The sequence below is a fragment of the Lentzea sp. NPDC054927 genome, assembly GCF_053610285.1.
The window spans coordinates 31,714-58,649 of the sequence record NZ_JBSGXZ010000038.1 but is presented as its reverse complement, the minus strand read 5'-3'; the positions used below and the strand labels follow the sequence as shown (position 1 = coordinate 58,649).

Here is a 26,936-nt window from a genome sequence, read left to right as displayed (position 1 = left end):
GGCCCAATAGGAAACTCGAATCAGCCGGTGGTGGCGCGCTTGATCTCCTGGCAGATCCGGGTCCACGTGGTCTGCCGCTTGGCCTTGGGCAGTGTGGCCATGGGTTGTGCGATGTCGTGCACGGCCTGGTAGTTGACCAGTGGTGTTTCGGTGTAGAGGCAGTCGCTGAGCAGCACCCACAGGATGGTGACCTCGCGGGATGCCGCGGCCTCCAGGAAGTAGGGCAGCTCCTCGGAGTTGATGAAGTCCGACTTGAGGAAGTTCGCGCTGACGAGCAGGACGGCGACGCTGGTGGACGCCATCGCGTGCGCGATCTCGTCCCGCCACACCTGGCTGGGTTTGATCTCCTTGTCGAACCAGACGTTCACGACGTTCTTGCGCATCAACGGGTTGAGCGTCGTGGTGAGCTCGTCGAGCCATTGGGTGTCGAGCCGGCTGTAGCTGATGAACACCCGATCGCGCTGCAGGACGATCGGCCGGTTCTTCGCGTCGGTCAGTTGAGGTGGCTTCGTGCCCCTGACCACCTTCTCGTCCACGGTGCAGGTTCGGATTTTCTGGTTGTCCGGCAACGCGAACAGCACGTCGCGCATCATCCGGTCGACCACACGCGACACACCGCGTGCCCCGGCTTGTTCTTCCAACGCGATGTGTGCCAACGCTTCCAGGGCCTCGTCCGTCACGATCAGGTCGCAGCCCTGCTCCGCCAGCAACGAGGTGTACTGGCGGATCGGTGACTGCGGGGTCTCGCGCAGCAAGGAGATCAGCTGGCTGTGGTTCAGCGGGGAGAGCACGCTGAGCGTGGTGAACCTGGAGGCGAACTCGGGCATGAAACCGAGGTCGACCAGGTCCGCCTGGGTGACCTCCGTGACGAGGTCGTGCGATGAGAGCTGGCGGCGCACGGTGCCGGTGCGGCTCAGCCGTCGCGCGATCACCTGGGGCAGTCCCTCGAACGAACCGCCGCAGATGAAGAGGATCCGGTCGGTCGCGAACTCGACGTGGGACCTGCCGGGGTTCTTGCGGTTGCCGGTCGGGTCGTAGGTCACGTCGCCGCCGTCGAGGATGTTCAGCAGCGCCTGCTGCACGCCTTCGCCGGACACGTCCCGCGTGATGCTGGGGTTGGCCGACTTGCGACCGATCTTGTCGATCTCGTCGATGTAGATGATGCCGTTCGCGGCCAGGTCCTTGTTCCCGCCCGCGGCTTTGAGCAGGACCTTGAACATGTTCTCGACGTCGTCGCCGACGTAACCGGCCTCGGTGTAAGTCGTCGCGTCCACGATGGCCAGGGGAAGGCGGAGGATGTCCGCCAACGCCTTCGCCAGCAACGTCTTGCCGGTGCCCGTCGGTCCGATCAGCAACACGTTGCCCTTGTCGAACCCCGGCTGCCCGCGGCCGCGTGACCGGATGTTGAGGTGGTGCCGGTAGACGGCGACCGCCAGGTCCCGCTTGGCTTCTTCCTGCCCGATCACGATTTTGGACAGCTGGTCGAACAGCGTCGTGGGCGTGGGCGGTTTGCTGGCCAGATCGGCCGCGGTGACCTCGGTGGTCGAGTCGGGGGAGTCCTTGCCCCGCTCCTCTTCGATGATCTCGTTGCACAGTTCGACGCATTCGTTGCAGATCGCCACGTCCGGGCCCGTGATGACCTTGACGACCTCATGCTGCGACTTCTTGCAGAACGTGCAGTAGACCACCACAGCCGAATCGCTCACGCCCAGCCCTCCGGTCGGTCCGCGGTTGAGTGGCCGGCGGATTCCCCGCACATATGGTCGTGTCGCTCCGCACGCCTGTTACGGCTGCAGGCGATCCGGGAGTCACGCCGGTTTCCTCGAGCTCGCGGGCCAGGGAGACGGCGAGGCTGTGCCGGGCGGCCAGAGTGGAGCTGTAGTGGGGCTGGTGGGCGATCGGCTGGGAGCCCAGGCCGCCGCCGATCTGGATCACCCAGCCCCGGCCGCGGGCTCGCATGCCGGGACGAAGCGCTGGATCATGCGCACGGCGGAGATCACGTTGGTCTCGTAGATTTCGCGCCAGACGTCGGGGGTCGCGTCCGTCCAGCCGACGTGGCCGTAGCTGCTGGCGTTGTTCGCCAGCACGTCGACATCGCCGCCGCACTGGTCCGCCGCACCGCACCGGCCGCGGACGACCTCTCGCCGTCCTTGATCGCGGGATTCTGGTTGTTGCGCAAGGTGATCGGCAACACCGCGTTGAACGGCACGGACGAGGAGACGCTCGCGGTCACCCTGCGGCAGCTCTTCGAACTCCTGCTGCCCTCACCACGTGACCGGTAGCTCCGGCACCGTGTAGAGAACGCGGTTCGGCAGCCAGGTCACTTCATCCGCCGCTGGGCGCAGACGCGGAAAGCGTTCCAGCAGCCCGGTCAATGCCGTCGTGAGTTCCAGTCGCGCCAACGCGGAACCGAGGCAGTAATGCGTGCCGTGCCCGAAACCCAGGTGTGGCTTGCCTTTTCGCGTGATGTCGAAGACTTCCGGGGTGTCGAAGGCGGTTGCGTCTTTGTTCGCCGAGCGTTCGACGGTCAGCACGGCGTCGCCCGCGGGAATGGTGACGCCGCCGATGTGCACGTCTTCCAACGCGATCCGGGTCGGGCTTGCGACGACCACGGGAACGAACCTCAGCAGTTCTTCGACAGCGCGGTCGGCCAACGAGAGGTCGTCGCGCAGTAGAGCCAACTGGCCGGGGTTGCGGAAGAGCGTGATCACCGAGTTGGCCAACGTGCCCGCGGTGGTGTCCTGGCCCGCGAAGATCAGGTTCTGGGCGTTCTGCTGCAGCTCGGGTTCGGAGAGGTGTCGGCCGTCTTCCGCCGCGGTGATCATCGCGGTGAGCACGTCGTCACCGGGGTGCGCGCGCTTGGCGGTGATCAGGTCGGCGATGTAGGTGTTCAGGTCGGAGAACGCCTTTGTCACGTCCGACGGATCGCTGGTGGCGTCGAGGAGCACGTTCATCCAGCGGTGCAACAGGTCCTGGTCGGCGCGGGGCATCCCGAGCACTTCCCCGATCACCAGCAGGGGCAGGGGAGTGGCGAGGGAGCGCACCAGGTCCGCCGGAGGTCCCTGCGCCTGCATGTCGTCGAGCAGGCCGGCGACGATCTGACGCACCCGAGGCTCCAGTGCCGCGACGCGACGCGCGCTGAACGCCGACGACATCAGGCGGCGTACCTGGTCGTGCCGTGGCGGGTCCATGTTGATGATCGCGTGCGGTGCCTGCATGTCCTCCCACACCGTTGGCGTGCCAGGACGGTTCGCCAGTTCGCGGCTGAAGCGCGGGTCGGCCTCGACGGCGCGTACGTCGTCGTAGCGCGTCACGAGCCAAGCCTGTCCACCGGAGATCAGCCGCACCCGGCACACCGGATCGGACTCCCGCAGCTCACGCAGGTCGGCGTCCTCTTCCAGGGCGGTATGCGCGGCGAAGGGGAATTCTTTCATTAAAGTGTTCCTCACATTTGGAGTCAGGCTTGTCATTTTTAGTCTATTTGGGCTCCGGTGGGGTGCAACTTGGGGCCCAAATGAGACGGCGGCGATTAGCGGTTTGTACGTGGTGCCGATTGGAAATTCAACCCGGCAAGGAGGTTCAGTTGCGAATTCTCATAGCCGAGGAATACTCGGAAAGGTCGGTTGCCGTAGATCTTGAACGCTGTGGGTACGAAGTCGTGCGAACGTGTGCGGGCATCGAAGTGCTCGATCTTCACCGCCACGTCGACGTCGTGCTGCTTGACCTCGAACTACCGGACATCGACGGCGTGGAGGTGTGCCGTCGGATTCGTGAGATCAGTGATGTGCCGGTGATCGCTTTCGCGGACGGTGAGATCGACCGCGTGCTCGGACTGCAGGCCGGCTCGGACGACTGCGTGCCGCGGTCGTGGTCGGCGCGGGAGTTGATGGCCCGCATCGACGCTGTTGTACGTCGTGTGCGACGGCCGCGGCGGCTGGCGCTGTCTCACGACGCGCTGCACATCGACGTCGCCACCAGGCGTGTTTTCGTCGACGACGAACCAGTGTCGCTCACCCGCAAGGAGTTCGACCTCCTCTACCGCCTGGCGAGCAATCCCGGTGTGGTGGTGAGCAGGGTGCGGCTGATGGCCGAGATCTGGGGCACCGCCCAGGTGGCGCATCCGAGGGCCTGCCGGACCATCGACACACATGTCAGTTCGTTGCGGGGAAAGCTCGGCGACGGCAGGTGGATTCGCACCGTTCGTGGCGTGGGCTTTCGGTTCGAGTATTGCTGATCATTTGACGTTGCTCTGACGTTCTTTTGTGAGTTTCTTATTGTCATATTCGTTGACTGGGGCTGTCATGACTGGGCAATCTGTGTTGGTGGACGCATCGGTGATTATTGTCGGATCGGGACCCGCTGGCCTTTCGTTGGCCGGCGAACTGAGGCTGGCCGGTGTCGGAGTAATCGTGCTGGAACGACTCGGTGAGCCGACCGGGCAGTCGCGCGGGCTGGGCTTCACGATTCGTACCGCCGAGATATTCGACCAACGCGGGTTGCTCGCCGGCTTCGGTGAGATCGGCACCGGAAATCAGGGCCATTTCGGCGGGGTGCCGCTCGACCTCGGCGTGCTCGGTGCCGCGCATTCCGCGGCGAAGACCGTGCCGCAGTCGGTCACCGAGGCGGTGCTGGCGGATCGGGCGCGGGAACTCGGCGTCGATCTGCGGCGCGGCCAGGAGGTCGAGGCGTTCGTCGACCACGGCGACCACGTGGAGGTGACGACGGCGGGCGGCGGCATCCTGCGGTGCCACTACCTCGTCGGCTGCGACGGCGGCCGCAGCACGGTCCGCCGGCTCGGCGGGTTCGACTTCCCCGGCACACCGGCGACGACCGAGCTGTTCCTGGCCGACATCAGGGGTGTCGACCTCGACCCGCGGATGACCGGGCAGCACCACGCGGAAGGCATGGTGATGGCCGCGCCGCTGGGCGACGGCGTGCACCGGATCATCGTGTGCGAGCGCGGCGCCGTGCCCCGCAAGCGCGTCGGACCGCCACCGTTCACGGAGATCGCCGACGCGTGGAAGCGGATCACCGGCATCGACATCGCGCACGCCGAACCGTTGTGGGTCAGCGCTTTCGGCGACGGCACCCGCCAGGTGACCGAGTACCGCCGCGGGCGGGTGCTGCTTGCGGGCGACGCGGCCCACGTGCACCTGCCGGCGGGCGGGCAGGGCATGAACGTGAGCATCCAGGACGCGGTGAACCTCGGCTGGAAGCTCGCCGCCGTCGCCCGCGGCACCGCGCCCGAGTCGTTGCTCGACAGCTACCACGACGAACGTCACGAGGTGGGCCGCAGGCTGCTGCTCAACACCAGGGCGCAGGCCTCGCTGATCCTCGGTGGCGCCGCGGCCGACCCGCTGCGGCAGGTGCTGGCCGAACTCACGCGGTACGACGAGGTGAGCCGCCACCTGGCCGCCATGGTCAGCGGACTCGACATCCGCTACGACGTCGGCGGCGGCACGCATCCGTTGCTGGGCAGGCGAATGCCGCACACCGAACTCCTGCGGCGCGGCCGGGCCACGAGCACCACCGTCCTGCTGCGCGCGGGTCGCCCGATCCTGCTCGACCTCGACGACAACGCGCGGCTGCGTTCGGCGGCCACGCCCTGGACCGACCGGGTCGACGTCGTCACCGCGGCGCCTGCCGAACCGATGCCCGTCGAACCGGCCACCGCCGCGGTGCTCATCCGGCCCGACGGTCACGTCGCGTGGGCCGCTCCGGGCAGCCACCACTCCCTCTGCTCGGCCCTGGACCGCTGGTTCGGGCCGGCTCGACCGGAAAGGACGCCCGCATGCACAGCACGTTGATCGTCGCGCGAATGCGGCCGGGATCGGCGGACGAGGTGGCGGGTCTCTTCCGCGACTTCGACCGCACCGATCTGCCGCACCTCATGGGCACCCGCCGCAGGCAGCTCTTCTCCTACCGCGGCTTGTACTTCCACCTCCAGGACTTCGAGTCCGACGACGGCGGCGACCGCATCGAGGAAGCCAAGACGCACCCCGGGTTCGTCGGCATCAGCACGGACCTGAAGGCGTTCATCGAGGCCTACGACCCGGCGACGTGGCGCTCGCCCGCCGACGCGATGGCCAGCCGCTTCTACCACTGGACGGCGACATGAGCAGGCGCGTCGTCATCACCGGCCTGGACGTCATCGCTCCCGGCGGCGTCGGTGCGAAGGACTTCTGGGAGCTGCTCACCAGTGGGCGTTCGGCGGTGCGGCGGATCTCCTCGTTCGACCCGTCGCCGTTCCGGTCCCAGATCGCCGCCGAGGTGGACTTCGAACCCGACCTGCTGGGGCTCACGCCGCAGGAGGTGCGCCGGATGGACCGGGCCGCCCAGTTCGCGGTCGTCACCGCGCGGGGCGCCGTCACCGACAGCGGCCTGGAGTTCGACGCCGTCGACCCGCACCGGATCGGCGTCGCGGCCGGCAGCGCGGTCGGCGCCACCACCAGCCTCGACCGCGAGTACCGCACGGTCAGCGACGGCGGACGTCTGCACCTGGTCGACCACGACTACGCGGTGCGCCATCTCTACGACTACTACGTGCCCAGCTCGTTCGCCCGCGAGGTCGCGCAGGCCGTGGGCGCCGAAGGTCCCGGCACCGTCGTCTCCACCGGCTGCACGTCGGGACTGGACGTCATCGGTTACGCCACCGACCTCATCCGTGAGGGCGCGGCGGACGTGATGATCGCGGGCGCCACCGACGCGCCGATCTCGCCGATCACCGTCGCGTGCTTCGACGCGATCAAGGCCACCACCCCGCACAACGACGAGCCCGAACGCGCCTCCCGCCCGTTCGACCTGTCCCGCAACGGTTTCGTGCTCGGAGAGGGCGCGGCCTGGTTCGTCCTGGAGGAGCTGGAGACGGCCCAACGGCGCGGCGCGCACATCTACGCGGAGGTCGCCGGCCACGCCACGCGGTCCAACGCGTTCCACATGACCGGGCTGCGTCCCGACGGTCAGGAGATGGCGGAGGCCATCAGGGTCGCCCTCGCCGAGGCACGACTCGATCCCGCCGCCATCGACTACGTCAACGCGCACGGCTCCGGCACCAAGCAGAACGACCGGCACGAGACCGCCGCCGTCAAACGCGCGCTCGGCGAGCACGCGCACCGCGTGCCGATCAGCTCGATCAAGTCGATGGTCGGCCACTCGCTCGGCGCGATCGGTTCCGTCGAACTGGCCGCCTGTGCGCTCGCGATCCAGCACGACGTCGTGCCGCCCACCGCGAACCTGCACACGCCGGACCCCGACTGCGACCTCGACTACGTGCCCCTCACGGCACGTGACCACCGCACCCAGACCGTGTTGTCCGTGGGCAGCGGCTTCGGCGGGTTCCAGAGCGCCGTCGTGCTGACGAGGAGTGTCCTGTGAGGACCGTTGTCACCGGGCTGGGCGTCGTCGCGCCGAACGGTGTGGGAGTCGAGGAGTACTGGCAGGCCACGCTCGCCGGGCAGAGCGCGATCGCGCCCGTCACCCGGTTCGACGCGAGCGGCTATCCCGCCCGGCTCGCCGGGGAGATCACCGGGTTCGCCGTCGAGGAGCATCTGGCGGACGCGTTGCTGCCGCAGACCGACCGGGTCACCAGGCTCTCTCTGGTGACCGCGGACTGGGCGATCGCGGACTCGGGCATCGTGCCCGGTCAGTTGCGCGACTACGACATCGGCGTGGTCACCGCGAGCTCGTCCGGCGGGTTCGAGTTCGGCCAGCGCGAGCTGCAGGCGTTGTGGAGCAAGGGTGGCCGGTACGTGAGCGCCTACCAGTCCTTCGCCTGGTTCTACGCGGTCAACAGCGGCCAGATCTCCATCCGCAACGGCACTCGGGGTCCGTCGAGCGTCGTCGTGACGGACGAGGCCGGTGGTCTCGACGCTGTCGCCCACGCCCGCCGGCAGGTGCGGAAGGGCACCCCGGTCGTCGTCACCGGTGCCGTGGACGCCGCGATCTGCCCGTGGGGCTGGGTCGCGCAGCTCGCGAGCGAACGCCTCAGCACGAGCGACGACCCGCGGCGGGCCTACCTGCCGTTCGACGACCGCGCCAACGGGCACGTCTGCGGTGAAGGCGGCGCGATTCTGTTGCTGGAAGAAGGAAAGCACGCGTGTGAACGCGGTGCGCGCAGCTACGGCGAGATCGCCGGGTGGGCATCCACAATGGACGGCCAGGGTGAGTCCGGGCTGCGCCGTGCGATCGAGCTGGCGCTGTCCGACGCGCACTCGGCGCCCGAGGAGATCGACGTGGTGTTCGCCGACGCCGCCGGGACCAGCGAGCTGGACCTCATCGAGGCCGAGGCGATCACGAAGGTGTTCGGGCCGCGCGGCGTCCCGGTCACCGCACCGAAGACCATGGTCGGCCGGTTGTGCGCGGGAGCCGGCCCGCTCGACCTCGCCACCGCGTGTCTCGCCATGCGTGACGGCGTGATCCCGCCGACCGTCCACACAGAACAGTCCGAACGACACGACCTCGAACTGGTCACCGCGCCCCGTGACGCTCGCGTCCGCGCCGCGCTGGTGCTCGCCAGGGGCAACGGCGGGTTCAACTCCGCGATGGTCGTGCACGCCAACTCCTGAAAGGCATGTCATGACGTTCACCGTTGAAGACCTCAGGCGGATCCTGCGCGAGAGCGCCGGGCATGCACCGGCGGGCGAGTTCGCCGACGTCGAGTTCACCGAGCTCGGCTACGAGTCGCTCGCGCTGCTGGAGACCGGCGGTCGCATCGAACGCGAGTACCACGTCGCCCTCGACGACAACGCCGTCGCCTCCGTCCGCACTCCCCGTGAGCTGGTCGCGCTCGTCACCCTCAGCCTGAGGGAGGCGTCATGACGGTCGCCGTCGTCACCGGCGCCACGAGCGGCATCGGGCTCGCCTGCGCCCGCCTGCTCGCCGCCGACCACCGGGTCTTCCTCTGCTCCCGCTCGGAGGAAGACGTCCGCCAAACGGTGAAAGACCTGCGCACCAACGGGTTGGACGTCAGTGGCGCGGCATGCGACGTGCGGTCGTCCGACGACGTCGACCGGTTCGTCCGTGCCGCCGCCGACACCTACGGCCCGATCGACGTGCTGGTCAACAACGCCGGCCGCAGTGGCGGTGGGCCGACCGCGCAGATCACCGACGAGCTGTGGTCCGACGTCATCGAGACGAACCTCAACAGCGTCTTCCGGATGACCCGCGCGGTGCTCACCACCGGCGGCATGCTCGCCGGCCAGAGCGGGCGGATCGTCACCATCGCGTCGACCGCCGGCAAGCAGGGTGTCGTGCTCGGCGCGCCCTACTCGGCGTCCAAACACGGCGTGGTCGGCTTCACCAAGGCGCTCGGCAAGGAGCTGGCCCCCACCGGCATCACGGTCAACGCCGTCTGCCCGGGTTACGTCGAAACGCCGATGGCGCAACGGGTCCGGGCCGGATACGCGGCCGCGTACGACACCACCGAGGACGACATCCTCGCCCAGTTCAACGCCAAGATCCCGCTCGGCCGCTACTCCACACCGGAGGAGGTCGCGGGTCTCGTCGGTTACCTCGTCAGCGGCACGGCGGCCTCGATCACGGCCCAGGCGCTCAACGTCTGCGGCGGGCTCGGCAACTTCTGAGCGGGGAGGACATTTCTGATGGGCAGCTTCCAGGAGTACAGCATGGTCGAGCACGAGATCGTCGTTCCCGCCGCGGCCAAGGAGGTCTACGCGCTCCTCGCCGACGTGGAGTCGTGGCCCACGATGTTCCCGCCGTCGGTGCACGTCGAGGTGCTTCAACGAGACGAACGCCACGAGCGCATCCGCATCTGGGCCACCGCGAACGGCGCGGTCAAGTCGTGGACCTCCCGCCGTGACCTGCTCGCGGAGTCATTGCGCATCTCGTTCCGGCAGGAGGTCTCGGCCGCGCCGGTGGCGGCGATGGGCGGCACGTGGATCGTCGAACCGCGCGGTGAGCACGAGTCCCGCGTCCGGCTGCAACACGACTTCCGCGCCGTGGACGACGACCCGAAGAACCTCGCGTGGATCGAGGAGGCCGTCGAACGCAACAGCACCGCCGAACTCGCCTCGCTGCAAAACGCACTGGTCCGGCCGACCACGTCCTTTGTGGACACCGTGCGGATCATCGGTTCCGCCCGGGACGTGTACGACTTCCTCAACGACGCGGACCTCTGGGCCGAACGGCTCCCGCACGTCGCGAACGTCGCGGTGACCGAGGACGCGCCGGGTGTGCAGGTGCTGCGCATGGACACCCGTGCCAAGGACGGTTCCACGCACACCACCGAGTCGGTCCGGGTGTGCTTCCCGCACCAGCGGATCGTCTACAAGCAGACGACGTTGCCGGAGGCGCTTTCCCTGCACACCGGCAGGTGGGAGATCGTCGAGGAGGTCAACGGTGTCGTCGCCGTCAGCTCGCACCACACGATCGCGATGGCCGAGGGGCACGACGACAAGCTCGACTTCGCCCGCAGTGCGTTGAGCACCAACAGCCTCGCGACCCTCGCGCACGCCAAAGCCCACGTCGAAGGCTCCACGTGATGATCGAAGCAGTGATGTTCGACGTCGTGGTGGTGGGTGCGGGGCCGACCGGGCTGCTGCTCGCCGGCGACCTGTGCGCGTCGGGGAAATCCGTCGTCGTGCTGGACCAGCTCGCCGAGCCGATGACCGAGTCACGCGCCTCCACCCTGCACACCCGCACGATGGAGATCCTGGAGGAGCGCGGTGTTCTCGACGTACTCGGCCCGCTCCCGCCCGGCGGCCCCGGCCACTTCGGCGGGCTGCGGCTCGACCTCGCGGAGGCCGATCCCTCCCACCGGTTCGCCGGCCAGTGGAAGTGCCCGCAGACCACGCTGGAACAGGTGCTCGGCGCACGCGCCGCCGAGCAGGGCGCGCAGGTGCGCCGCGGCCACGTCGTCACGGGGCTGGTCCAGCACGCCGACCACGTGGAGGTCGACGTGGTCGCGTTGGGCGGCAAGCCTCATCGCCTGCGCGCCAGGTGGCTCGCCGGCTGCGACGGCGAACGCAGCACGGTGCGCCAGCTCGCCGGGTTCGAACTGACCGGCACGGACGCCACCACCGAGCTGCTGCGCGCGGACGTCGCGGGGATCGACGTGGCGAACCGCCGGTTCGAACGCCTGCCCAACGGCCTCGCCACGGCTCATCGCTGGCCGGACGGGACCACGCGGATCATGGTGAGCCGCAACGGGCTCGACGACGTCGCCGCGGCGTGGCGGCACGTCACCGGCGAGGACATCGGCCACGGTGACCCGGTCTGGTCCGACGTCTTCGACGACGCGTGCCGCCAGGCGACCGAGTACCGCCGCGGCCGGGTGCTGCTGGCGGGCGACGCCGCCCACGTGCAGATGCCCGTCGGTGGGCTCGCCCTGAACCTGGGGCTGCAGGACGCCGCCGCTATGGCGGAGAACTTCGACACCTACCACGACATCCGCCATCCCGAAGGCGCCCGCGTCCTCACCACCATCCGCGCGCAGAGCGCGTTGCTGCTGGGCGGCCAGGACACCGAGGCGTTGCGGGCCGTGCTCGAGGAACTGCTCCAGCACGGCGTCGTCCGCCGCCATCTAGCCCGTTCGATCAGCGGTACCTCAAGCAGCGGCAACGGAGAAAGGACCACCACCATGGGCAGGCTCACCGGCAAGACCGCGCTCGTCACCGGATCCAGTCGCGGCATCGGCCGCGCCACCGCGATCCGGCTCGCCCGCGAAGGCGCCCTCGTCGCCGTCCACTACGGACACGACGAGACCGCGGCGAAGGAGACCGTGACCCTGATCGAGAAGGAGGGCGGCGCCGCGTTCGCGGTGAAGGCCGAACTCGGCGTCCCCGGCGACGTGCACGAGCTGTTCGTCGCGCTGGAGACCGGGCTGAAGGAACGCATCGGCGAGGCCAGGCTCGACGTGCTGGTGAACAACGCGGGCGCGACGTCGGCGCAGGGCACGCCACCGGACGAGCTGCGGCCCGAGGAGTTCGACCACCTCTTCGCCGTCAACGCCAAGGCGCCGTACTTCATCGTGCAGCGGGCCGTCGGACTGATGCCCGACGGCGGCCGGATCATCAACATCTCGTCGGGGCTCACCCGCTTCGCCAATCCCGACCAGATCGCCTACGCCATGACCAAGGGCGCGATCGAGCAGATCTCGCTGCACTTCGCCCGCCACCTCGCACCGCGCGGCATCACGGTGAACAGCGTCGCACCGGGCATCACGAACAACGGCGGCCCGGTGTTCGACATCCCGGAGGCCGTGGAGCAGATGGCACAGCTGTCCGCGTTCAAGCGGGTCGGCGACGCCGGTGACGTCGCCGACGTGGTCACGTTCCTCGCGACCGACGAGGCCCGTTGGATCACCGGGTCCTTCGTGGACGCCACAGGCGGGACGTTGCTCGGATGACCACCGCGACACGGCGTTCCGGACTGGTGGTCGTCCTCGCCGGCAGCATGCTGGTCGACTGCCTGGAGATGGCGGCGTTGCTGGTGGCGGCACCGGCCATCGCGCACGGACTCGGGCTCACCCTCTTCGACGTGCGGTGGGTGCTGGCCGGGTTCGCGCTGGGGTTCGTGATCGGCCTGCTCGCCGGGCCGTCGGCCACGGCCAGGTGGGAACGGCGGCCCGTGTTCCTCGCGGCGCTCGCGGTGTACGTCGTCGCGGCGGTCACCGGCAGCGTCACCGACTCCGCCACCGTGCTGGTGGGGGCCGAGATCGTGAAGGGCTGTTGCGCCGCGCTGACGGCGCCCGCGGGACTCTCCCTGATCGCGGCCGCGTTCGACGGCCAGCGCCGGCAGCGCGCGGTGCTGACGTACTCGCTGGTCGGTGCCGCCGGATCGACCGCGGGTCTGGTGCTGTCCGGACTCGCGAGCACGGTCAGCTGGCGGATCACGTTGCTGGTACCCGCTTTCGCCGCACTCCTGCTGCTCGCCCTCGCCGCGCGGACCCTGCCCGCCGAGTCACCACCACCGGTGCCGCCGCGGTTCGCCGTGCTGGGGGACCCGGTTCTGCTCCGCTCGGCGTTGGGGGCGGCCACGCTCAACGGGTCGTTCCTCGGGCTGTTGCTTCTGGTGAACTTCCAGCTGCAGCAGGAGTACGGCTGGACACCGTGGCAGGCGGCCCTGGTGTGCCTGCCGACCACGGTGCCGCTCGTGCTCGGGTTGCCGTTCGCCCAGCCCGTGGTGCGGCGGTTCGGCACCACCCGGCTGATCGCGGCCGGCGCGGTACTCGCGCTCACCGGCTACATCTGGTACCTGGTGCGGTTCGAGCCGTCGGCGATGCTCGTGACCGCCGCGCTGATCGGGCTCGCGTTCGTCCTTTCGTTCGCACCGTTGAACATCCAGGCCGGTTCGGTGACCGGAGGAGCGCCGCTCTTCCAGACCGCCGTGCAGCTCGGTGCCGTCGTGGTGCTGCCGGTGGTGGGCGCGCTGGAGATGAGGACCGCGCTCGTCGTGGTCGTGTGCGTCGGTGCCGCCGGTGTGCTCGTCGCGCTGGCCGGACTGCGGGCGGTGGCGGCATGACCAGGTTGCCCTCTCTCACCGGACTGCGGATGATCGCCGCCTGCATGGTGTTCGTGTCACACGCCGCCTACTTCACCGGCCGCCCGCAACTGAGCTTCCTCTACCCGCTGGGTTCCGCGGGCGTGTCGTTGTTCTTCATCCTCAGCGGGTTCGTGCTCACCGTGTCCGCGCGGGACGAGGACACCGTCACCGCGTTCTGGCGCAGGCGGGTCGCCAAGATCTACCCGAGCCACGTCGTCGCGTGGGCGGTGATCATGCTGCTGGTGTGGCAGGCCGGCGTGCCTCGCAGCGCGCCAGCGACCCTGGCCGACGACCTCCAGAACCTCCTGCTCGTGCAGACGCTTGACCCGTTGCACCCGTCGATCACCGGCGGTAACGGTGTCGCGTGGTCGTTGGTCTGCGAGCTGGTGTTCTACCTGCTGTTCCCGCTGCTTTTGCCGTTGGCGAGAAGAATCCCGGGCAACCGGCTGATGCTCGCCGCCGGACTGGCCGTGCTCGCGGTGTGGCTGGTGCCCGCCGCCACGCTCGCCCTGAGCGGTCCGCCGATGGGCGGCCCGATCGGTGCCGAACTCTCGGCGGGACAGGTGTCGTTCGCCTACCTGTGGCCGCTGAGCAGGCTGCCGGAGTTCGTGCTCGGCATGATCATCTCCCGGATGCGGGCACCACGCCTCGGGATGGTGGCCGCGGGCGGTCTGATGGTGGCCGCCCTGGCAGTGGCGCCGCTGTTGCCAGCGCCGTTCCGGCTCGTCGCCGTCACCGCGTTGCCACTGGCACTGCTGATCAGGGCCACCGCGGCCGCCGACCAGCACGCCCGGCCGTCGTGGTTGCGCACACCGGTGATGGTGCTGCTGGGCGACATCTCGTACGCCTTCTACCTGTTGCACTTCACCGCGTTCATGGCCGTCTTCCACTTCTTCGGCGGTGCCACCGCTGTGCGCATCGCGGCTGTCTTCGCCATCACGATCGTGGCTTCCTGGCTGCTGCACAGGTTCGTCGAACGACCGTGCATGCGCCTGTTCGCAACGAAACGTCGCCGTTCGCAACCTGAGGAGCTCGTGTCATGAGCACAATCCTGATCACCGGGGGAAACCGCGGCATCGGCCGCGAGACGGCCCGGCAGCTCGTCGCCGCGGGTCACGACGTCCTCATCGGAGTGCGCGACCCCGAACGTGGACAGGCCGCCGCACAGGCAGTGGGCTGTCGCTGGATCCAGCTCGACGTCACCGACGCCTGCCAGGTCAAGGCGGCAGCGGCCGGACTGTCCCATTTGGACGTGCTGGTCAACAACGCGGGTATCTGCGGGGACATGCGTTCGACGTTCGAGACCAACGTCTTCGCCGTCGCGCATGTGATGGACGCGTTCCTGCCACTGCTTGGCCTGAGCGAGGCTCCGTCCATTGTGAACGTCAGCAGTGGCGTGGGTTCCCTCTCGCACACCACGAACCCCGCCCGAATCGAGTACGGGGTGTTCCTGCCGCCTTACGCGGCCTCGAAAGCAGCGCTGAACATGCTCACCACCCAGTACGCGGCGGCGTATCCGGACATCCGGATCAACGTCGTCGATCCCGGCTTCACCGCCACCGACATCAACGACCACCGCGGCACGCAGACCGTCGAGGAGGGCGCCGAGGTGGTCGTGCGGATGGCGCAGATCGGGCCGGACGGCCCGACCGGAGGGTTCTTCGACCGCTTCGGTTCCGTTCCCTGGTGAGGAGGACGTCATGACCCCCATCCGTCTCGCGGTGCTGATCGGCAGCACCCGCACCGGACGGCTCAGCCCGACCGTCGCCGGCTGGTTCGCCCGCCAGGCCGTGCCGCGCGCGGACCTCGACGTGGACGTGATCGACCTGGCCGACGGCGAGGTCACGAGTGCGCGGATCGCCGCCGCCGACGCGTTCGTCGTCGTCACACCGGAGTACAACCACAGCTTCCCCGGCGTGCTGAAGACGGAGATCGACCGGCACCTGACCGAGTGGCAGGCCAAACCGGTCGGGTTCGTCTCGCACGGCGGCGTCGGCGGCGGTCTGCGCGCTGTCGAGCAGCTCCGGCTCGTCTTCGCGGAGCTGCACGCCGTGACCGTTCGCGACACGGTCAGTTTTCACAACGGGCTGGCCTGCTTCGATGCCGACGGCGAACCGGTCGAGCCGGCCGGGTGCGGTGCCGCGGCCAAGACCATGCTGGACGAGCTGGTGTGGTGGGCACTCGCGTTGCGTGCCGCCCGCACCGCCCGCCCCTACGCGATGTGAGGGGTCACCATGAATCCCGCCATAGATCGGTCCGATGTGGACTCGGTCGTCGTGCGCGTGCACACCGCTCCACCCGACCGGCAGCTCCTCGTGGCTGACGCGGTAGTGCTGCACTGGGTCCGCAGTCCCTGGCCGGACGGCCTGCTCTCGCGCAACTGCTACATCAGCGTCGACGGCACCAGCGTGCTCACCTACGAGCAGTGGAAGTCCACCGCGGACTTCTCCGGCGACCGCTATCGGCGCTACCGCAGCACCAGGTTCGCCGACGGCTCGCCGGCGGTCGTCGCGATCACGCTGCTCACCGCCACCACGACGTGGATCGACCGGGTGCTCGAGCTGGAGACCGAGGCCGGCCTGCCCGCCGGCTGCCTCGCCGGTCACGTGCACACCGGCTGCGACGGCACGACCCTGCTCAACCTCTCCGAGTGGTCCTCGCTGAGCGAGCTGGAGGACTTCCTCGACTCCGGCGTGCTCGCCGGTGTGTTCGCGCAGGCGGGCATGCCGGGCCCACCGCTTCCCGGAACCAACAACTACCGCCTGCACCGCGGGCTGGATCGGAGCGCGTGATGGAAGATCTGCTCGGTAGCAACGGCCTGTGGGCCGCCGCCGATCTGCTCACCCCGATGGCGATCCGGGTCGCCGCGACGTTGCGCATCGCCGACGACATCGGTGCCCCCGACCTCGCGGAGAAGGTCGGCGCGAACCCGGCCGCGCTCGATCGCCTGTTGCGGCACCTGGAAAGCGCCGATGTCGTGCACCGCACCGACACCGGGTACGTCCTGACGGAACTGGGCGAGGCGTTGCGGTCCGACCACCCGTCCGGTGTGCGGGACGTGCTGGACGTCGGGAGTGCGCTCGGGCGCGCGGACCTGTGCTTCGTGAGCCTGGCGCACAGCGTCCGCACCGGCGGGCCCGCGTTCCCGCTGCACTACGGGCGGTCCTTCTGGGAGGACCTCGACGAGGACGAGGTTCGTGCCGCGTCGTTCAACGCGCAGATGGCGAACTACGCGCAGCTCGCCGCGTCGGACGTCGTCAACGCCTACGACTGGGGATCGCTCACTGAGATCGTCGATGTCGGTGGTGGCAACGGAATCACGCTCGGTGCGATCCTCAAAGCGTTTCCCGATCTGCGCGGCACGGTGTTCGACCTGCCGAGCACGACGGCGGCCGCGGCGAAGACGTTGGTCGCCGCCGGTCTGGCCAACCGCGCGGACGTGGTGTCCGGCAGTTTCTTCGACGGCGTCGTCCCGTCGGGCGCCGGCGGCTACCTCCTCTCGGCGATCCTGCACGACTGGGACGACGTGGCGTGCCGCACGATCCTGCGCCGGTGTGCCGACGCGGCGGGGGAGAAGGGCAAGGTCTTCGTCATCGAGTGGATGGGCGACGACTCCTCGACGTTGCACACCGAAATGGACCTGCGGATGCTCGCCTACTACGGCAGCCGCGAACGCGATGTGCCCGCGTTGACCGCACTTGCCGCGCACGCCGGCCTGGAAGTGCTGAACGTGCACCAGTCCGGCGTGCTCACTGTGCTCGAGCTGGGAGGTGTGCGGTGAAGGTCGGCATCCTGTTCGACCTGCGCAACCCCGCGCCGTGGCAGCGGCCGTGGGCGCGCCATTACGGGCAGGCGCTGGAACTCTGCGAGGAAGCCGATCATCTGGGTGTCGGCGGGCTGTGGTTCACCGAGCACCACCTGTTCTCCGACGGCTACCTGCCCCAGCCGCTCACGTTCGCCGCCGCGGCCGCCGCCCGCACCCGCACCGCCCGCATCGGCACGTCGGTCGTCGTGCCCGCGCTGCGCAAACCCGCCCAGCTCGCCGAAGAAGCGGCCGTCGTCGACCTGATCAGCAGCGGACGGCTGGAACTGGGACTCGGCGCGGGATACCGCGAACCCGAGTACCGCCTGTTCGACACCGACCTGCGTCGGCGGTTCGCGCTCACCGAGCGGTCGATCGTCGCGATGCGGGAACTGTGGGACGTCGTGACCCCGCGGCCGGTGCAGGATCCTGTGCCGTTGTGGGGAGGCTTCTACGGTCCTCGCGGCGCGCGGATGGCAGGCAGGCTCGGCATGGGCCTCCTGCACACCGAGGGCGTCGAGGACTACCGGGCCGGCCTCGTCGAAGGCGGTCACGACCCGGCGTCCGCCCGCGTGGCCGGGCTGCTGCCGATCATCCTCGCCGACGACCCCGACGCGGCGTGGCCCCGCGTCGCACCACACCTCGCCCACCAGATGAACAGCTACCGCAGCGCCGCGATCGAGGGCACCGGAGCTCCGCAACCGCCACCGCTGACGGCCGACGAACTGCGTCGCGGCGCCGCCGACGGTCCGTGGGGCACGCTGGAGATCCTCACCCCCGAGGCCGCCGCCGCCCGGATCGCGGCACGCCTGCGCGGCCTGCCTGTGCGGCACCTGATCTTCTGGGCGAGCATCGCGGGCATGCCGGACGACCTGGTGGCCCGCAACGTCGAACTGCTGAGCGTCAAACTGCCGCCGTTGCTCCGGGAGACGCTGACATGACCCTGCCCGTGATCGACCGCGACGACGTCGACTCGGTCCTCGTGGCACGCGGTGACCACCCGCAACTGAAGTCCTGCCCGCTACCGGACGGAGTGCTCTCCGTGAACTGCTACCGCAACGCCACCGACTGCCTGTTCTACGTCCAGCTCGCCGCCGGCGCCTCGCCTTTCGGTGACACGCCGTGGACCCGTTACCGCCTGCACCGCGTAGTACGAGGCAGCGGCGTCCCGGCCCCAGCGCCGGTGCCGACGTGCTTCCCCGCCGCGTTCTTCCCCGTGACCGGCCAGGACCCGGAAGCGTGGATCGACGCGCTGCTGGCCGCCGAGGAGTCCCACGCGGGCACCGATCGCGCCTACGAGGGTGGCATTGCCGCGAACTTCCACATCAGCCTGGACGACACGACGGTGATGATCTTCTCCGAATGGGTGTCCGAAAAGGACTTCACCGCCCACCTCGACGCCGTCGTCGACCCCATCGTGCGCGCGGACACCGGCCACCACTACCGCCACGACTGGAGCAGGACGCCATGAAGGAGCTGACCGACTTCACCGACGCCGAACTGGCGCAGCAACCGATCGGCTACTGGACCGGTGCCGCCAAGACCGCGATCGCCGCGTTCATCAACGGCCGCATGGCCACCCTGGGCATGAGCCAGCCCCACTGGTGGACGCTGCACCGCGTGGGCGAGCACCCGAAGACCCTCGACGACCTGCTCGCGGTGATGCGCCGCACCCGCCCGTACGTGGACGCGGCCTCGCTCGTCCCCGCCGTCGAGGACCTGCTGGCGTCCGGCCATCTGGACCGCGCCGGCGGCACCCTCCACCTCACGCCGGCCGGCGACGCACTGCGGGATCAACTGCGGGCACAGTTGGGAGAAACCCTTGCGCGCGTGCACGAAGGCGTGAGCACCGACGACTACGTGCTGGTGGTGAAGGTTCTGCGCCGGATGATCGCCAACGCGGGCGGCGACCCCGGCTTCGCGTTCGAGTAGGCAGGCCAAGTCACCCGGTCGTGCACCGGGTGAACTGCCCCAATTCGGCACCCGGAGATCCCGGATGTGCTGAACTAGCCTGCATGGGGACGCGTGCGATCTGCTTCACCACACTCCTGGTTGCCGTCTCGGCGCTCACGGCCTGCACCTCGCCGCCGGAGCCGCCGATGGGCTCGCCGGGGCCGAAGCTGGACTCGCAGGCGATCGCTTACGACAACCTCGACTTCAACCTGGCTCGGCCAGAGGTCTTCGACAACACGTGCGAGACCCTGCCGTCCAACCTGCAGTCGTTGCTGGGCCTGGGGAAGAAGCCGCACACCGGCGCCGGTGGTGGCTGTCACTCGCAGGAGGAGTGGGGCACTCTCTCCATCGAGCTGTTCAGTCCGGGCGCGGCGCGGAAGTCGAAGGCCCAGCACTTCGTGGACGCGTGGAACGGCGATCTTTCCACCGGGCACTACTTCCAGCGGTGGATCATGCTGGACCGCTACTACGCGACCACCGTGATCACGGGTGAGGTCAACGAGTACTGCACGGTCACCGTGGACACCGGATCCGAGCGACCGTTCGAGGTCCGGGCCTCGATGAGCCTCGACGAGGGCGTCGCGTTGCGCAACCAGGACGTCGACCAGCCGATCGACCGGGCCATGCGGGACTTCTGCCCCAGGGCCAAGGAGGCGGCGGAGAAGGTGCTGCCGCTGATCGACGAGAACGGCGGCAGCCGGGCCCGCTGAGGGTCAGCCCGCGTCGCGCCGCTGGAGCCGGAACAGCGAGAAACCGAGCAGGGCCAGCCAGAGCACTGACGCGGAGATGGTCTGCGGCCAGCCGACGCCGAGTCCTGCGAGGTGCCAGGCGGGTTCGAGCGGGTAGATCAGGCCGAAGACCTCCGGCAGGCTGAGCCTGGCCACGGCCAGGATCGGCACCACGATGAAGAACACCGTCAGCGAGCCGCCCGTGTTCGGCACGAGCAGCGAGATGATCAGCGCGGTGAGCAGCACCAGCGCTGTGGCCAGCATGGTCACGCCGAGCACCCAGCCAGGTCGCATGCCGAGCAGGTAGTTGTGGTTGTTGCCGGCCGCGGCGGTCTTGATCAGGATCGGGAACACGACGTACGTGAACAGCGTGCACACCAGCCACACGCCGGCGAGAACCGTGCCCTGTGCCAGGAAGTAGCGCATTCGGGAGGGCTGCACCAGCAACGTGGGTTGCACGCTCTTGTACTGCCACTCGCCCGCGACCAGCTTGATCACGGTCGAGAAGACCAGCAGCAGTCCCAGTTGGACGACGATCAGCAGTGGCCCGATCTGCTTGCCCGCGCTGGACAGGTTCGACTGCGTGAGCGTGAACAGCATCATCAGGCCGACCAGGAAGATCGGCGAGAAGGCCAGCACGAGCTTGTCCGACCGGGTGCCGACGAGCTTGCGCAGTTCCACCGCGACCAGCCGCCAGAACGGAGACCGCCCGGCCGCGCGGGCAGCCCACTGGCCCTGGGCCGCGACAGGGCCGGGCATGCCATGGGGTGCGGGCGGTCCATGATGGACGGCCACGCCCTGGGGCGGGTAGCCGTGGGTCATGCCCTACCTCCTCCGGTGAGGCGGAAGAACAGGTCTTCCAGGCTCATCTGCTCCTCGCGCAGACCCAGCAGCGGGATGCCCGCGGCGAACGTGACGGCCGAGACCTGCTCGACCGGTGCGTGCGCGGCGATGAAGCCGTCCGGTGCGGGTTGAATGGCGACCCCGCCTCGTTGCAGGGCCTCCGCCAGGCGGTTCATGTCCTTGGCGCGCACCAGCGAGCGCGACGAGGTGGTCAGGCTGGCCAGCGGGCCGTCGGCGACGATGCGGCCGTTGCCGATCACCAGCACCCGGTCGGCGGTCTGGTCCACTTCGGACAGGACGTGGCTGGACAGCAGCACCGTGCCGCCTCTCGCCGCGTGTCCGCGCAGCAGGTTGCGCACCGCGCGGATGCCCTCCGGGTCGAGCCCGTTGATGGGTTCGTCGAGCACCAGCAGCGGCGGGTTGGTGAGCAGGGCGTGGGCGATGCCCAGACGTTGCCGCATGCCGAGGCTGTACTTGCCGATCTTGCGGGTGGCCGCGTCGGCCAGGCCCAGCATCTCCAGCACCTCGTCCGCCCGGCGGCTGGGCACGCCGGACAGGGTCGCCGCCATGCGCAGGTGGCCACGGCCGCTGCGTCCCGGGTGGACGGCGGCCGCGTCCAGCAGCACACCGGCCACATGGGACGGACTGGGCCACGCGGTGAACGGACGGCCCGCGATCATCGCCTGGCCGCGGTCCGGCCTGGTCAGTCCGGTGATCATGCGCAGGGTCGTCGACTTGCCGGCGCCGTTCGGACCGAGAAAGGCCGTGACGGTGCCGGGCTGGAGCTCGAAGCCCACCTGATCAACGACCGTGCGACCTTCATAGGCCTTGGTCAGCCCCCACGCTGTGAGCACTGACCCACCGTAGCGGCAGTCACTGTCCGTCGCGGGCTGATTCGCTGTGTCGACTGATTCGCCGTGTCGGCCGACAGCGGCGCCGCGGTCCGCTAGCCTCTGTCGCGTTCAGCACGAAGCGATCCTGGGGGACGCGTGATAGATCCCGAGCAGCTGCTCAGCCAGTACGAAGGCAAGCTCGCAGAGGCGCAGGCGAAGAGTGACGCCATCCGCGAGAACCTCGCGCACCTGCAGGTCACCGAGCGCAGTCCGGACGGGCAGATCACGGTGACCGTGAACGACGCGGGCAACCTGGTCGGCCTGCAACTCGGGCAGGCGTTGCAGCGCAAGGACGGCGCGGTCGTCGCGCAGGACATCATGCGCACCCTGCAGGCCGCGCAGAGTCGTGTCGCGAACGCGGTCCAGGAGTCGATGGCGCCGCTGATGGGCCCTGATTCCGAGGCCATGCACATGATGATGGACAAGCTGCGCAGTGCTCAGCCGCCGCCACCACCCGTGGAGCAGCGGGGAGCCTGGGGTCCGACCGAGACCCGGATGGGGGCCATTGAGGACGATGGCGCGCCGCCGCCTCCTCCCATGCGGCCGCAGCAGCCGCCTCCTCCTGTGCGACCGCAGCAGCCGCCGCCTCGGCGCCCGCCGGTCGACGATGACGACGACTTCAGCAACGGGGGCTTCCTCCGATGAACTACCGCATCGACCTCACCGAGATGGACAACCACGCCAAGAAGGTGGACGAGATCGGCGGGCGCATCGGCACCGCCATCGGAGCGGGCAACGCGGCGTCGAACTCCGAGGCGTTCGGGCTGCTCGGCATTCCACTCGCGGCACTGTGTTCCGCCGCGCAGCACATGGCGATGAACACCCTCAACGACGCCGCCGAGGCCGCGCTCGACCACCACAAGCGGGTCAAGGCGTGGCGTGAGTCCGTCAAGGACAACGAAGAGATGCAGACCGACCGCTTCAAGACGGGGGAGTGATGAGCACACCGACCATGGGGCCTGCTCCGACCCCCACCGAGAACCCGCTGGTGCGCAAGGGCGAGGACACGCCGGCCACCGAGGGCGCCGGCCTGTTCCACGACGTCACCGAGGCGGTGACCGGGTTCGCCGACGGCAACTGGGCCGAAGGACTGCTCAACCTCGCCAGCGCCGCTGGTGACATCGGCAAGATGCTGACCGACCCGCTCGCCTACCTGTTCAGCGCGGGCTTCGGGTGGTTGATGGAGCACGTCAGCTTCCTCAAGGAACCGCTCGACTGGCTGACCGGCGACCAGCAGACGCTGGACGGCATGGCGCAGACGTGGTCGTCGGTGTCGAGCTACCTGGACGAGATCTCCACCGACCTCAAGGACGCCGTCAACAAGGACGCCGGGCAGTGGGTGGGCAAGGACTCGGAGAAGTACCGCGAGTTCGGTGCCGATCGCGCGGACACCTATGGCGCGGTCGGCACGGCCGCGCGTGGCATGTCGATCCTGATCACGATTTGCAAGACGATCCTCAAAGTGGTCCGCGACATCGTGCGCGACCTGATCTCCGAGGCGATCGGCAAGCTGATCAGCATCTGCCTGCGCTGGGCCCCGGCCGTCGCGGCTCTGGGCGCGGGCATCGCGGGTGCCGTCGCCGAGGCTGTGCCCACCGCGGTGCGGTACGCGCAGAAGTGCATCGAGTGGTGCCGCAAGCTGACCAAGGCGTTCAGCAAGGCGGGCGGGCTGTTCAAGAAGCTCGACGACACCCTCGCGAGTGCCAGCGTGAACCTCGCCAAGCGCGGCGATGACTTCGTGACCGTGCTGAAGCAGGGTGCGAACGCCGACATCGCCCGTGCGATGAAGGACTTCAACGTCGGCGGCATGCTCAAGGACGCCGGTGCCGGGGCTAAGAAGGTCATCGTCGACGGCGTCACGGGCCTCCCCAAGGACATCGGTCCCGCGATGGCAGAGGAGTTCCGCAAGGAAGGCTCGAAGATCGTGGACGACCGGGGCTGGAAGGACTGGCGCGAACTGAAGAAAGAGGAAGACGAAAACAAGTGAAGGTTCTCCGGCGGGTCGTCGCTTTCCTGATCCTCCCGTTACTCGGCTACCTGATCGGCGCCACGATCTTCAACCACTTCTTCGACAAGATCGAGCCGGGCGACCTGAACAAGGCCACGCTCGTGGCGGTGGCGAAGTCCTGCGAGCGCCACGGGCCGGTGGCGTTGAGGGGCTTCGGTTACTACTACAAGTGTGAAGCCGACGTCCGGGTGAGGTCGGACGGATCGAGCCACACGTCGACGATCACGGCATGGCTTTCCCCTGAACACATCGGCAAGGAATACGCCATCCACACCTCCGGGCGACGGGGCAGGTCGCTGGATCCGGACGAGCGACCCCAGATCGCCCTGGGAGCGCTGTTCACCTTGGTCTACGGGATAGTCTTCCTCTTGGTGTACGCCAACATCCTGCGATTCCTGTTGCCCGACCGCGGGCCTCGCAAGCGCCGTATGCCGACGAGGTACGAGCCACCCACGACGTGAGTTGAGCTGGAGGCACTGTGCGGTCGGTGAGGCGGGCACTGGCAACATCTATTGCCGCAACGGTTCTGGTGGTCTGCGCTGGCGTGTCGAACGCCGAACCCGCGCAGGCCATCGCGTGGGCGCCCTGCCCGGACAACCCGGAGGGCGAGTGCGGGACGTTGAGCGTGCCGCTGGACTGGGGCAAGCCGTCCGGGCGGCGCATCGACCTCGCGGTGGCGCGGCACAAGGCAAGCGATCCGGCTCGGCGGCTGGGCGTGCTCGTGGTCGATCCCGGCGGTCCTGGTGGATCGGCGGCGGAGTTCGCGCTGTCCGGGTTGTTCAGTCCGGAGGTCCGGGCCCGGTTCGACATCGTCGGCATCGACTCGCGGGGCACCGGGAACAGCCTGGCGATCCGGTGTGCCGATCTCATGACCGATCCGCCGTCGAGCTATCCCGCCGACGAGGCCGGCTTCAGCGCGTTGTTGCGCTACAACCGGGGTGTGCTCGAGAAGTGCCGTGAGCGCAGCGGGCCGATCTTCGACCACGCGGACAGCGCCGCTGTCGCGCAGGACATGGACGCGGCGCGGCGGGCGCTGGGCGAGCGGAAGATCAGCTACTTCGGTCTGTCGTACGGCACGGTGATCGGCCAGGCGTACGCCGAGAAGTTCGGTGATCGGCTGCGCGCGATGGTTCTCGACAGCGTGGTCGACCACAGCGTGGATGCCCGGCGGTTCATGGGGGATCGGGCGGCGGCCGCGGACGGTGCGTTCGTCGAGTTCGCTCGCTGGTGTGATCGCACGGTCTCGTGTGTTCTGCACGGACAGGACGTTCGCGCGGCTTGGGAAGCGGCGCTCGTCCGCGCTGACGGTGAACCCTTCGGCAGGCAGCGCCTGATCGACTCGATGTACTCCGCGCTGCGCGGTCCGGACTGGGCGTGGGCTGCGGACCTGATCGCCGGCCGCCCGAGAGCCAGGACGCTGGCCTTCGAACCGAACTACGAGTCGGTGCGGCTGGCCATGGTCTGCCAGGACTTCTCCTTGCGCATCAAGAACTTCCAGGAGTACTCGCGGTTGCGGGCCGAGGAGCTCCGCCGGTCACCGATCATGCGCGGCAGCCTCATCGGTCACGACGAGGCCACCGCGTGCGCCGGCGTTCCCGGGCAGCCCTCCAACCCGCCCCACCGCCTGGACATCCGGGACGCGCCGACAATCCTGGTCCTCAGCGCGCGACACGACCCGACGACGCCGTACGCCTGGGCGGTCAACATCAAACGGCAGGCGCCGCGCAACACCGCGTTGCTGACGTACGAGGGATGGGGCCACATCGCCTATCCCCGCAGCGCCTGCACACGCGGTGGTGTCGACACCTATCTGCTCGATCTGAAGGTTCCTGCGCTCAGTTGTCCTGCTGTCGTGCCTGAGTGATGAACGAGCGGTACCAGTGGTAGCTGGCGCGCGGTGTGCGTTGCTGGGTCTGGTAGTCGACGTGGATCAGGCCGAACCGGTGTTTGTAGCCGTGCGCCCATTCGAAGTTGTCGAGCAATGACCAGCAGAAGTAGCCCTTGAGGTCCACTCCGGCGGCTGCTTCGGCCGCGGCGATGTGGTCGCGGAGATAGGCGATGCGGTCGGTGTCCTCGAACCCCTCGGTATCGGGGTAGACGCAGCCGTTCTCCGTGACGTAGACGGGCGGCAGGCCGGGGTGGCGGGCCTTGAGGTCCGTCAGCGCGGTGGTGAGCCCGACGGGTTCCACCGGCCAGCCCATGCCGGTCCGCGGCACGTCCGGGAGCTGGGTCGTGTCGACGCCGATGTCGTGCGCGGTGCGCTTGGCCGGGTTCGGTTCGCGGTGCGGCGCGTCGGCCACGTGCAGCCGGTAGTAGTAGTTGAGGCCGACGTAGTCCAGCGGTTCGCCGATGATCGACAGGTCCTCGTCGTGCCGGAACGAGAAGTCGCTGATCTCGCTGAACATCGAGGTCAGCTCGTCCGGATACGCCGAGCCGAACAGCGGGTCGGTGAACTGCCTGCGCAACAGGCAGTCCTGACGGCTGGCGGCGGCGACGTCGGCGGGGGAGTTCGTCACCGGCACGGTGGGGGACTGGTTGAGCACGATGCCGAACTCCTGGCCCGGCAGGTTGTTGGCGCGCATGGCCTGCACGGCCAGGCCGTGGCCCAGCAGCAGGTGGTGCGCCGCCGCCAGCGCGCCGTGGCCTTCGCGTGCGCCAGGCGCGTGGCGGCCTTCGCCGTAGCCCACGATCGCCGAACAGTACGGCTCGTTCAACGTGGTCCACTTGGTGACGACGTCACCGAGTGCCTCGTGCACCGTCGCGGCGTAGTCGGCGAACCGGTAGGAGGTGTCGCGGTTGCGCCACCCGCCGTTGTCCTCCAACGCCTGTGGCAGATCCCAGTGGTACAACGTCAGGAAAGGCTCTATCTCGTTGTCCAGCAACGACTCGACGAGCCGCCGGTAGAAGTCGAGGCCGCGCTGCTCGATCCGGCCGTAGCCGTCCGGCAGGATCCTCGACCACGAGACGGAGAACCGGTACGCGTCCACGCCCAGGTCGATGAGCAGGCGCATGTCGTCGGCCCAGCGGTGGTAGTGGTCCGCCGCGACGTCACCGGTGTCGCCGGACGCGACCGCGCCGGGAACGGCCGCGAACGTGTCCCAGATGGACGGACCGCGACCGTCGAGGCTCGCCGCCCCTTCGATCTGGTAGGCCGAGGTCGCCACACCCCAGCGGAAGCCGGCCGGAAAACTCACAACGATCTCCTCAGC

The 26,936-nt window shown here is 68.8% G+C and carries 31 protein-coding genes; 26 read left to right on the top strand and 5 right to left on the bottom strand.

Translation table 11 applies throughout. The annotated features are described in order from the left end of the window. Positions 1–20 precede the first annotated feature (20 nt). Positions 21–1,706: an ATP-dependent Clp protease ATP-binding subunit ClpX gene (clpX, locus tag ACWGE0_RS35320; protein ID WP_452265230.1), complete on the bottom strand. Its 1,686-nt coding sequence runs from the start codon at positions 1,704–1,706 to the stop codon at positions 21–23. Between the two features lie 184 nt (positions 1,707–1,890). Between clpX and ACWGE0_RS35315 the strand changes: the two genes are divergently transcribed. Together ACWGE0_RS35315 and ACWGE0_RS35310 are read left to right on the top strand one after the other, a co-directional pair. After that, entirely contained in the window at positions 1,891–2,013 is a 123-nt protein-coding gene (locus tag ACWGE0_RS35315; protein WP_452265229.1) for a hypothetical protein, read from the top strand. 41 nt (positions 2,014–2,054) lie between these two features. Continuing rightward, positions 2,055–2,282: a hypothetical protein gene (locus tag ACWGE0_RS35310; protein ID WP_452265228.1), complete on the top strand. Its 228-nt coding sequence runs from the start codon at positions 2,055–2,057 to the stop codon at positions 2,280–2,282. Here ACWGE0_RS35310 and ACWGE0_RS35305 read toward each other — a convergent pair. Next, the gene (locus ACWGE0_RS35305; RefSeq protein ID WP_452265227.1) at positions 2,265–3,470 is read right to left on the bottom strand and encodes a cytochrome P450; all 1,206 of its coding nucleotides are present in this window, start codon (positions 3,468–3,470) and stop codon (positions 2,265–2,267) included. The two genes, ACWGE0_RS35310 and ACWGE0_RS35305, sit on opposite strands and share 18 nt — an antisense overlap. Positions 3,471–3,514: 44 nt before the next feature. Here ACWGE0_RS35305 and ACWGE0_RS35300 point away from each other — a divergent pair, with 44 nt between their 5' ends. The 19 genes from ACWGE0_RS35300 (at position 3,515) to ACWGE0_RS35210 (ending at position 19,965) form a co-directional block, all read left to right on the top strand. After that, positions 3,515–4,234 carry a response regulator transcription factor gene (locus ACWGE0_RS35300; protein ID WP_452265254.1) on the top strand — a complete coding sequence of 240 codons (720 nt, stop codon included), beginning with the start codon at positions 3,515–3,517 and terminating at the stop codon, positions 4,232–4,234. A 67-nt stretch (positions 4,235–4,301) separates the two neighbouring features. After that, the gene (locus tag ACWGE0_RS35295) at positions 4,302–5,807 is read left to right on the top strand and encodes an FAD-dependent monooxygenase (protein WP_452265226.1); all 1,506 of its coding nucleotides are present in this window, start codon (positions 4,302–4,304) and stop codon (positions 5,805–5,807) included. Then, entirely contained in the window at positions 5,792–6,118 is a 327-nt protein-coding gene (locus ACWGE0_RS35290; RefSeq protein WP_452265225.1) for a TcmI family type II polyketide cyclase, read from the top strand. The genes ACWGE0_RS35295 and ACWGE0_RS35290 overlap by 16 nt, the downstream gene beginning before the upstream one ends. Further along, positions 6,115–7,374, top strand: a complete 1,260-nt coding sequence (locus tag ACWGE0_RS35285) for a beta-ketoacyl-[acyl-carrier-protein] synthase family protein (RefSeq protein ID WP_452265224.1) — start codon at positions 6,115–6,117, stop codon at positions 7,372–7,374. Before ACWGE0_RS35290 ends, ACWGE0_RS35285 begins: the two co-directional genes overlap by 4 nt. Continuing rightward, positions 7,371–8,564: a ketosynthase chain-length factor gene (locus ACWGE0_RS35280; protein ID WP_452265223.1), complete on the top strand. Its 1,194-nt coding sequence runs from the start codon at positions 7,371–7,373 to the stop codon at positions 8,562–8,564. Before ACWGE0_RS35285 ends, ACWGE0_RS35280 begins: the two co-directional genes overlap by 4 nt. A 10-nt stretch (positions 8,565–8,574) precedes the next feature. Beyond that, the gene (locus ACWGE0_RS35275; RefSeq protein ID WP_452265222.1) at positions 8,575–8,817 is read left to right on the top strand and encodes an acyl carrier protein; all 243 of its coding nucleotides are present in this window, start codon (positions 8,575–8,577) and stop codon (positions 8,815–8,817) included. Then, positions 8,814–9,581 (top strand): SDR family NAD(P)-dependent oxidoreductase, encoded by a 768-nt coding sequence (locus ACWGE0_RS35270; protein ID WP_452265221.1) that lies wholly within the window; start codon positions 8,814–8,816, stop codon positions 9,579–9,581. Before ACWGE0_RS35275 ends, ACWGE0_RS35270 begins: the two co-directional genes overlap by 4 nt. An 18-nt stretch (positions 9,582–9,599) precedes the next feature. Then, on the top strand, positions 9,600–10,499 hold the full coding sequence (locus ACWGE0_RS35265; protein ID WP_452265220.1) for an aromatase/cyclase: 900 nt from the start codon (positions 9,600–9,602) through the stop codon (positions 10,497–10,499). Beyond that, the gene (locus tag ACWGE0_RS35260) at positions 10,499–12,364 is read left to right on the top strand and encodes an SDR family oxidoreductase (protein ID WP_452265219.1); all 1,866 of its coding nucleotides are present in this window, start codon (positions 10,499–10,501) and stop codon (positions 12,362–12,364) included. The genes ACWGE0_RS35265 and ACWGE0_RS35260 overlap by 1 nt, the downstream gene beginning before the upstream one ends. After that, the gene (locus tag ACWGE0_RS35255; RefSeq protein ID WP_452265218.1) at positions 12,361–13,479 is read left to right on the top strand and encodes an MFS transporter; all 1,119 of its coding nucleotides are present in this window, start codon (positions 12,361–12,363) and stop codon (positions 13,477–13,479) included. Before ACWGE0_RS35260 ends, ACWGE0_RS35255 begins: the two co-directional genes overlap by 4 nt. Continuing rightward, entirely contained in the window at positions 13,476–14,543 is a 1,068-nt protein-coding gene (locus ACWGE0_RS35250; RefSeq protein ID WP_452265217.1) for an acyltransferase family protein, read from the top strand. Before ACWGE0_RS35255 ends, ACWGE0_RS35250 begins: the two co-directional genes overlap by 4 nt. Beyond that, positions 14,540–15,190, top strand: coding sequence for an SDR family NAD(P)-dependent oxidoreductase (locus tag ACWGE0_RS35245; protein WP_452265216.1), 651 nt, complete (start codon positions 14,540–14,542; stop codon positions 15,188–15,190). Before ACWGE0_RS35250 ends, ACWGE0_RS35245 begins: the two co-directional genes overlap by 4 nt. Positions 15,191–15,200: 10 nt before the next feature. Further along, positions 15,201–15,725, top strand: a complete 525-nt coding sequence (locus ACWGE0_RS35240; RefSeq protein ID WP_452265215.1) for an NADPH-dependent FMN reductase — start codon at positions 15,201–15,203, stop codon at positions 15,723–15,725. 9 nt (positions 15,726–15,734) lie between these two features. After that, positions 15,735–16,292, top strand: coding sequence for a hypothetical protein (locus ACWGE0_RS35235; protein WP_452265214.1), 558 nt, complete (start codon positions 15,735–15,737; stop codon positions 16,290–16,292). Beyond that, positions 16,292–17,281, top strand: a complete 990-nt coding sequence (locus ACWGE0_RS35230; protein WP_452265213.1) for a methyltransferase — start codon at positions 16,292–16,294, stop codon at positions 17,279–17,281. The genes ACWGE0_RS35235 and ACWGE0_RS35230 overlap by 1 nt, the downstream gene beginning before the upstream one ends. Next, complete coding sequence (locus ACWGE0_RS35225) at positions 17,278–18,243, top strand: LLM class flavin-dependent oxidoreductase (RefSeq protein WP_452265212.1); 966 nt, start codon at positions 17,278–17,280, stop codon at positions 18,241–18,243. Before ACWGE0_RS35230 ends, ACWGE0_RS35225 begins: the two co-directional genes overlap by 4 nt. Beyond that, positions 18,240–18,773 (top strand): hypothetical protein, encoded by a 534-nt coding sequence (locus ACWGE0_RS35220; protein ID WP_452265211.1) that lies wholly within the window; start codon positions 18,240–18,242, stop codon positions 18,771–18,773. The genes ACWGE0_RS35225 and ACWGE0_RS35220 overlap by 4 nt, the downstream gene beginning before the upstream one ends. Continuing rightward, complete coding sequence (locus ACWGE0_RS35215; protein ID WP_452265210.1) at positions 18,770–19,234, top strand: MarR family winged helix-turn-helix transcriptional regulator; 465 nt, start codon at positions 18,770–18,772, stop codon at positions 19,232–19,234. Before ACWGE0_RS35220 ends, ACWGE0_RS35215 begins: the two co-directional genes overlap by 4 nt. A gap of 83 nt (positions 19,235–19,317) precedes the next feature. Next, positions 19,318–19,965, top strand: a complete 648-nt coding sequence (locus tag ACWGE0_RS35210; RefSeq protein ID WP_452265209.1) for a hypothetical protein — start codon at positions 19,318–19,320, stop codon at positions 19,963–19,965. 3 nt (positions 19,966–19,968) lie between these two features. Here ACWGE0_RS35210 and ACWGE0_RS35205 read toward each other — a convergent pair whose 3' ends face one another. Beyond that, positions 19,969–20,805, bottom strand: a complete 837-nt coding sequence (locus ACWGE0_RS35205) for a hypothetical protein (protein WP_452265208.1) — start codon at positions 20,803–20,805, stop codon at positions 19,969–19,971. After that, on the bottom strand, positions 20,802–21,680 hold the full coding sequence (locus ACWGE0_RS35200; RefSeq protein WP_452265207.1) for an ABC transporter ATP-binding protein: 879 nt from the start codon (positions 21,678–21,680) through the stop codon (positions 20,802–20,804). Before ACWGE0_RS35200 ends, ACWGE0_RS35205 begins: the two co-directional genes overlap by 4 nt. A 135-nt stretch (positions 21,681–21,815) precedes the next feature. On the opposite strand from ACWGE0_RS35200, the gene ACWGE0_RS35195 reads away from it, so the two are divergent. Genes ACWGE0_RS35195 through ACWGE0_RS35175 form a run of 5 tightly spaced genes read left to right on the top strand, consistent with a single transcriptional unit; the run spans position 21,816 to position 25,591 of the window. Beyond that, complete coding sequence (locus ACWGE0_RS35195) at positions 21,816–22,364, top strand: YbaB/EbfC family nucleoid-associated protein (RefSeq protein ID WP_452265206.1); 549 nt, start codon at positions 21,816–21,818, stop codon at positions 22,362–22,364. Beyond that, positions 22,361–22,657, top strand: coding sequence for a hypothetical protein (locus tag ACWGE0_RS35190; protein ID WP_452265205.1), 297 nt, complete (start codon positions 22,361–22,363; stop codon positions 22,655–22,657). The genes ACWGE0_RS35195 and ACWGE0_RS35190 overlap by 4 nt, the downstream gene beginning before the upstream one ends. Beyond that, positions 22,657–23,706: a WXG100 family type VII secretion target gene (locus tag ACWGE0_RS35185; protein ID WP_452265204.1), complete on the top strand. Its 1,050-nt coding sequence runs from the start codon at positions 22,657–22,659 to the stop codon at positions 23,704–23,706. Before ACWGE0_RS35190 ends, ACWGE0_RS35185 begins: the two co-directional genes overlap by 1 nt. Then, positions 23,703–24,188 carry a DUF6346 domain-containing protein gene (locus ACWGE0_RS35180; protein ID WP_452265203.1) on the top strand — a complete coding sequence of 162 codons (486 nt, stop codon included), beginning with the start codon at positions 23,703–23,705 and terminating at the stop codon, positions 24,186–24,188. Before ACWGE0_RS35185 ends, ACWGE0_RS35180 begins: the two co-directional genes overlap by 4 nt. A 26-nt stretch (positions 24,189–24,214) precedes the next feature. After that, entirely contained in the window at positions 24,215–25,591 is a 1,377-nt protein-coding gene (locus ACWGE0_RS35175; protein WP_452265202.1) for an alpha/beta hydrolase, read from the top strand. Here the strand turns inward: ACWGE0_RS35175 and ACWGE0_RS35170 are convergent. Next, positions 25,563–26,927, bottom strand: coding sequence for a GH1 family beta-glucosidase (locus ACWGE0_RS35170; protein WP_452265253.1), 1,365 nt, complete (start codon positions 26,925–26,927; stop codon positions 25,563–25,565). The two genes, ACWGE0_RS35175 and ACWGE0_RS35170, sit on opposite strands and share 29 nt — an antisense overlap. Positions 26,928–26,936 lie beyond the last annotated feature (9 nt).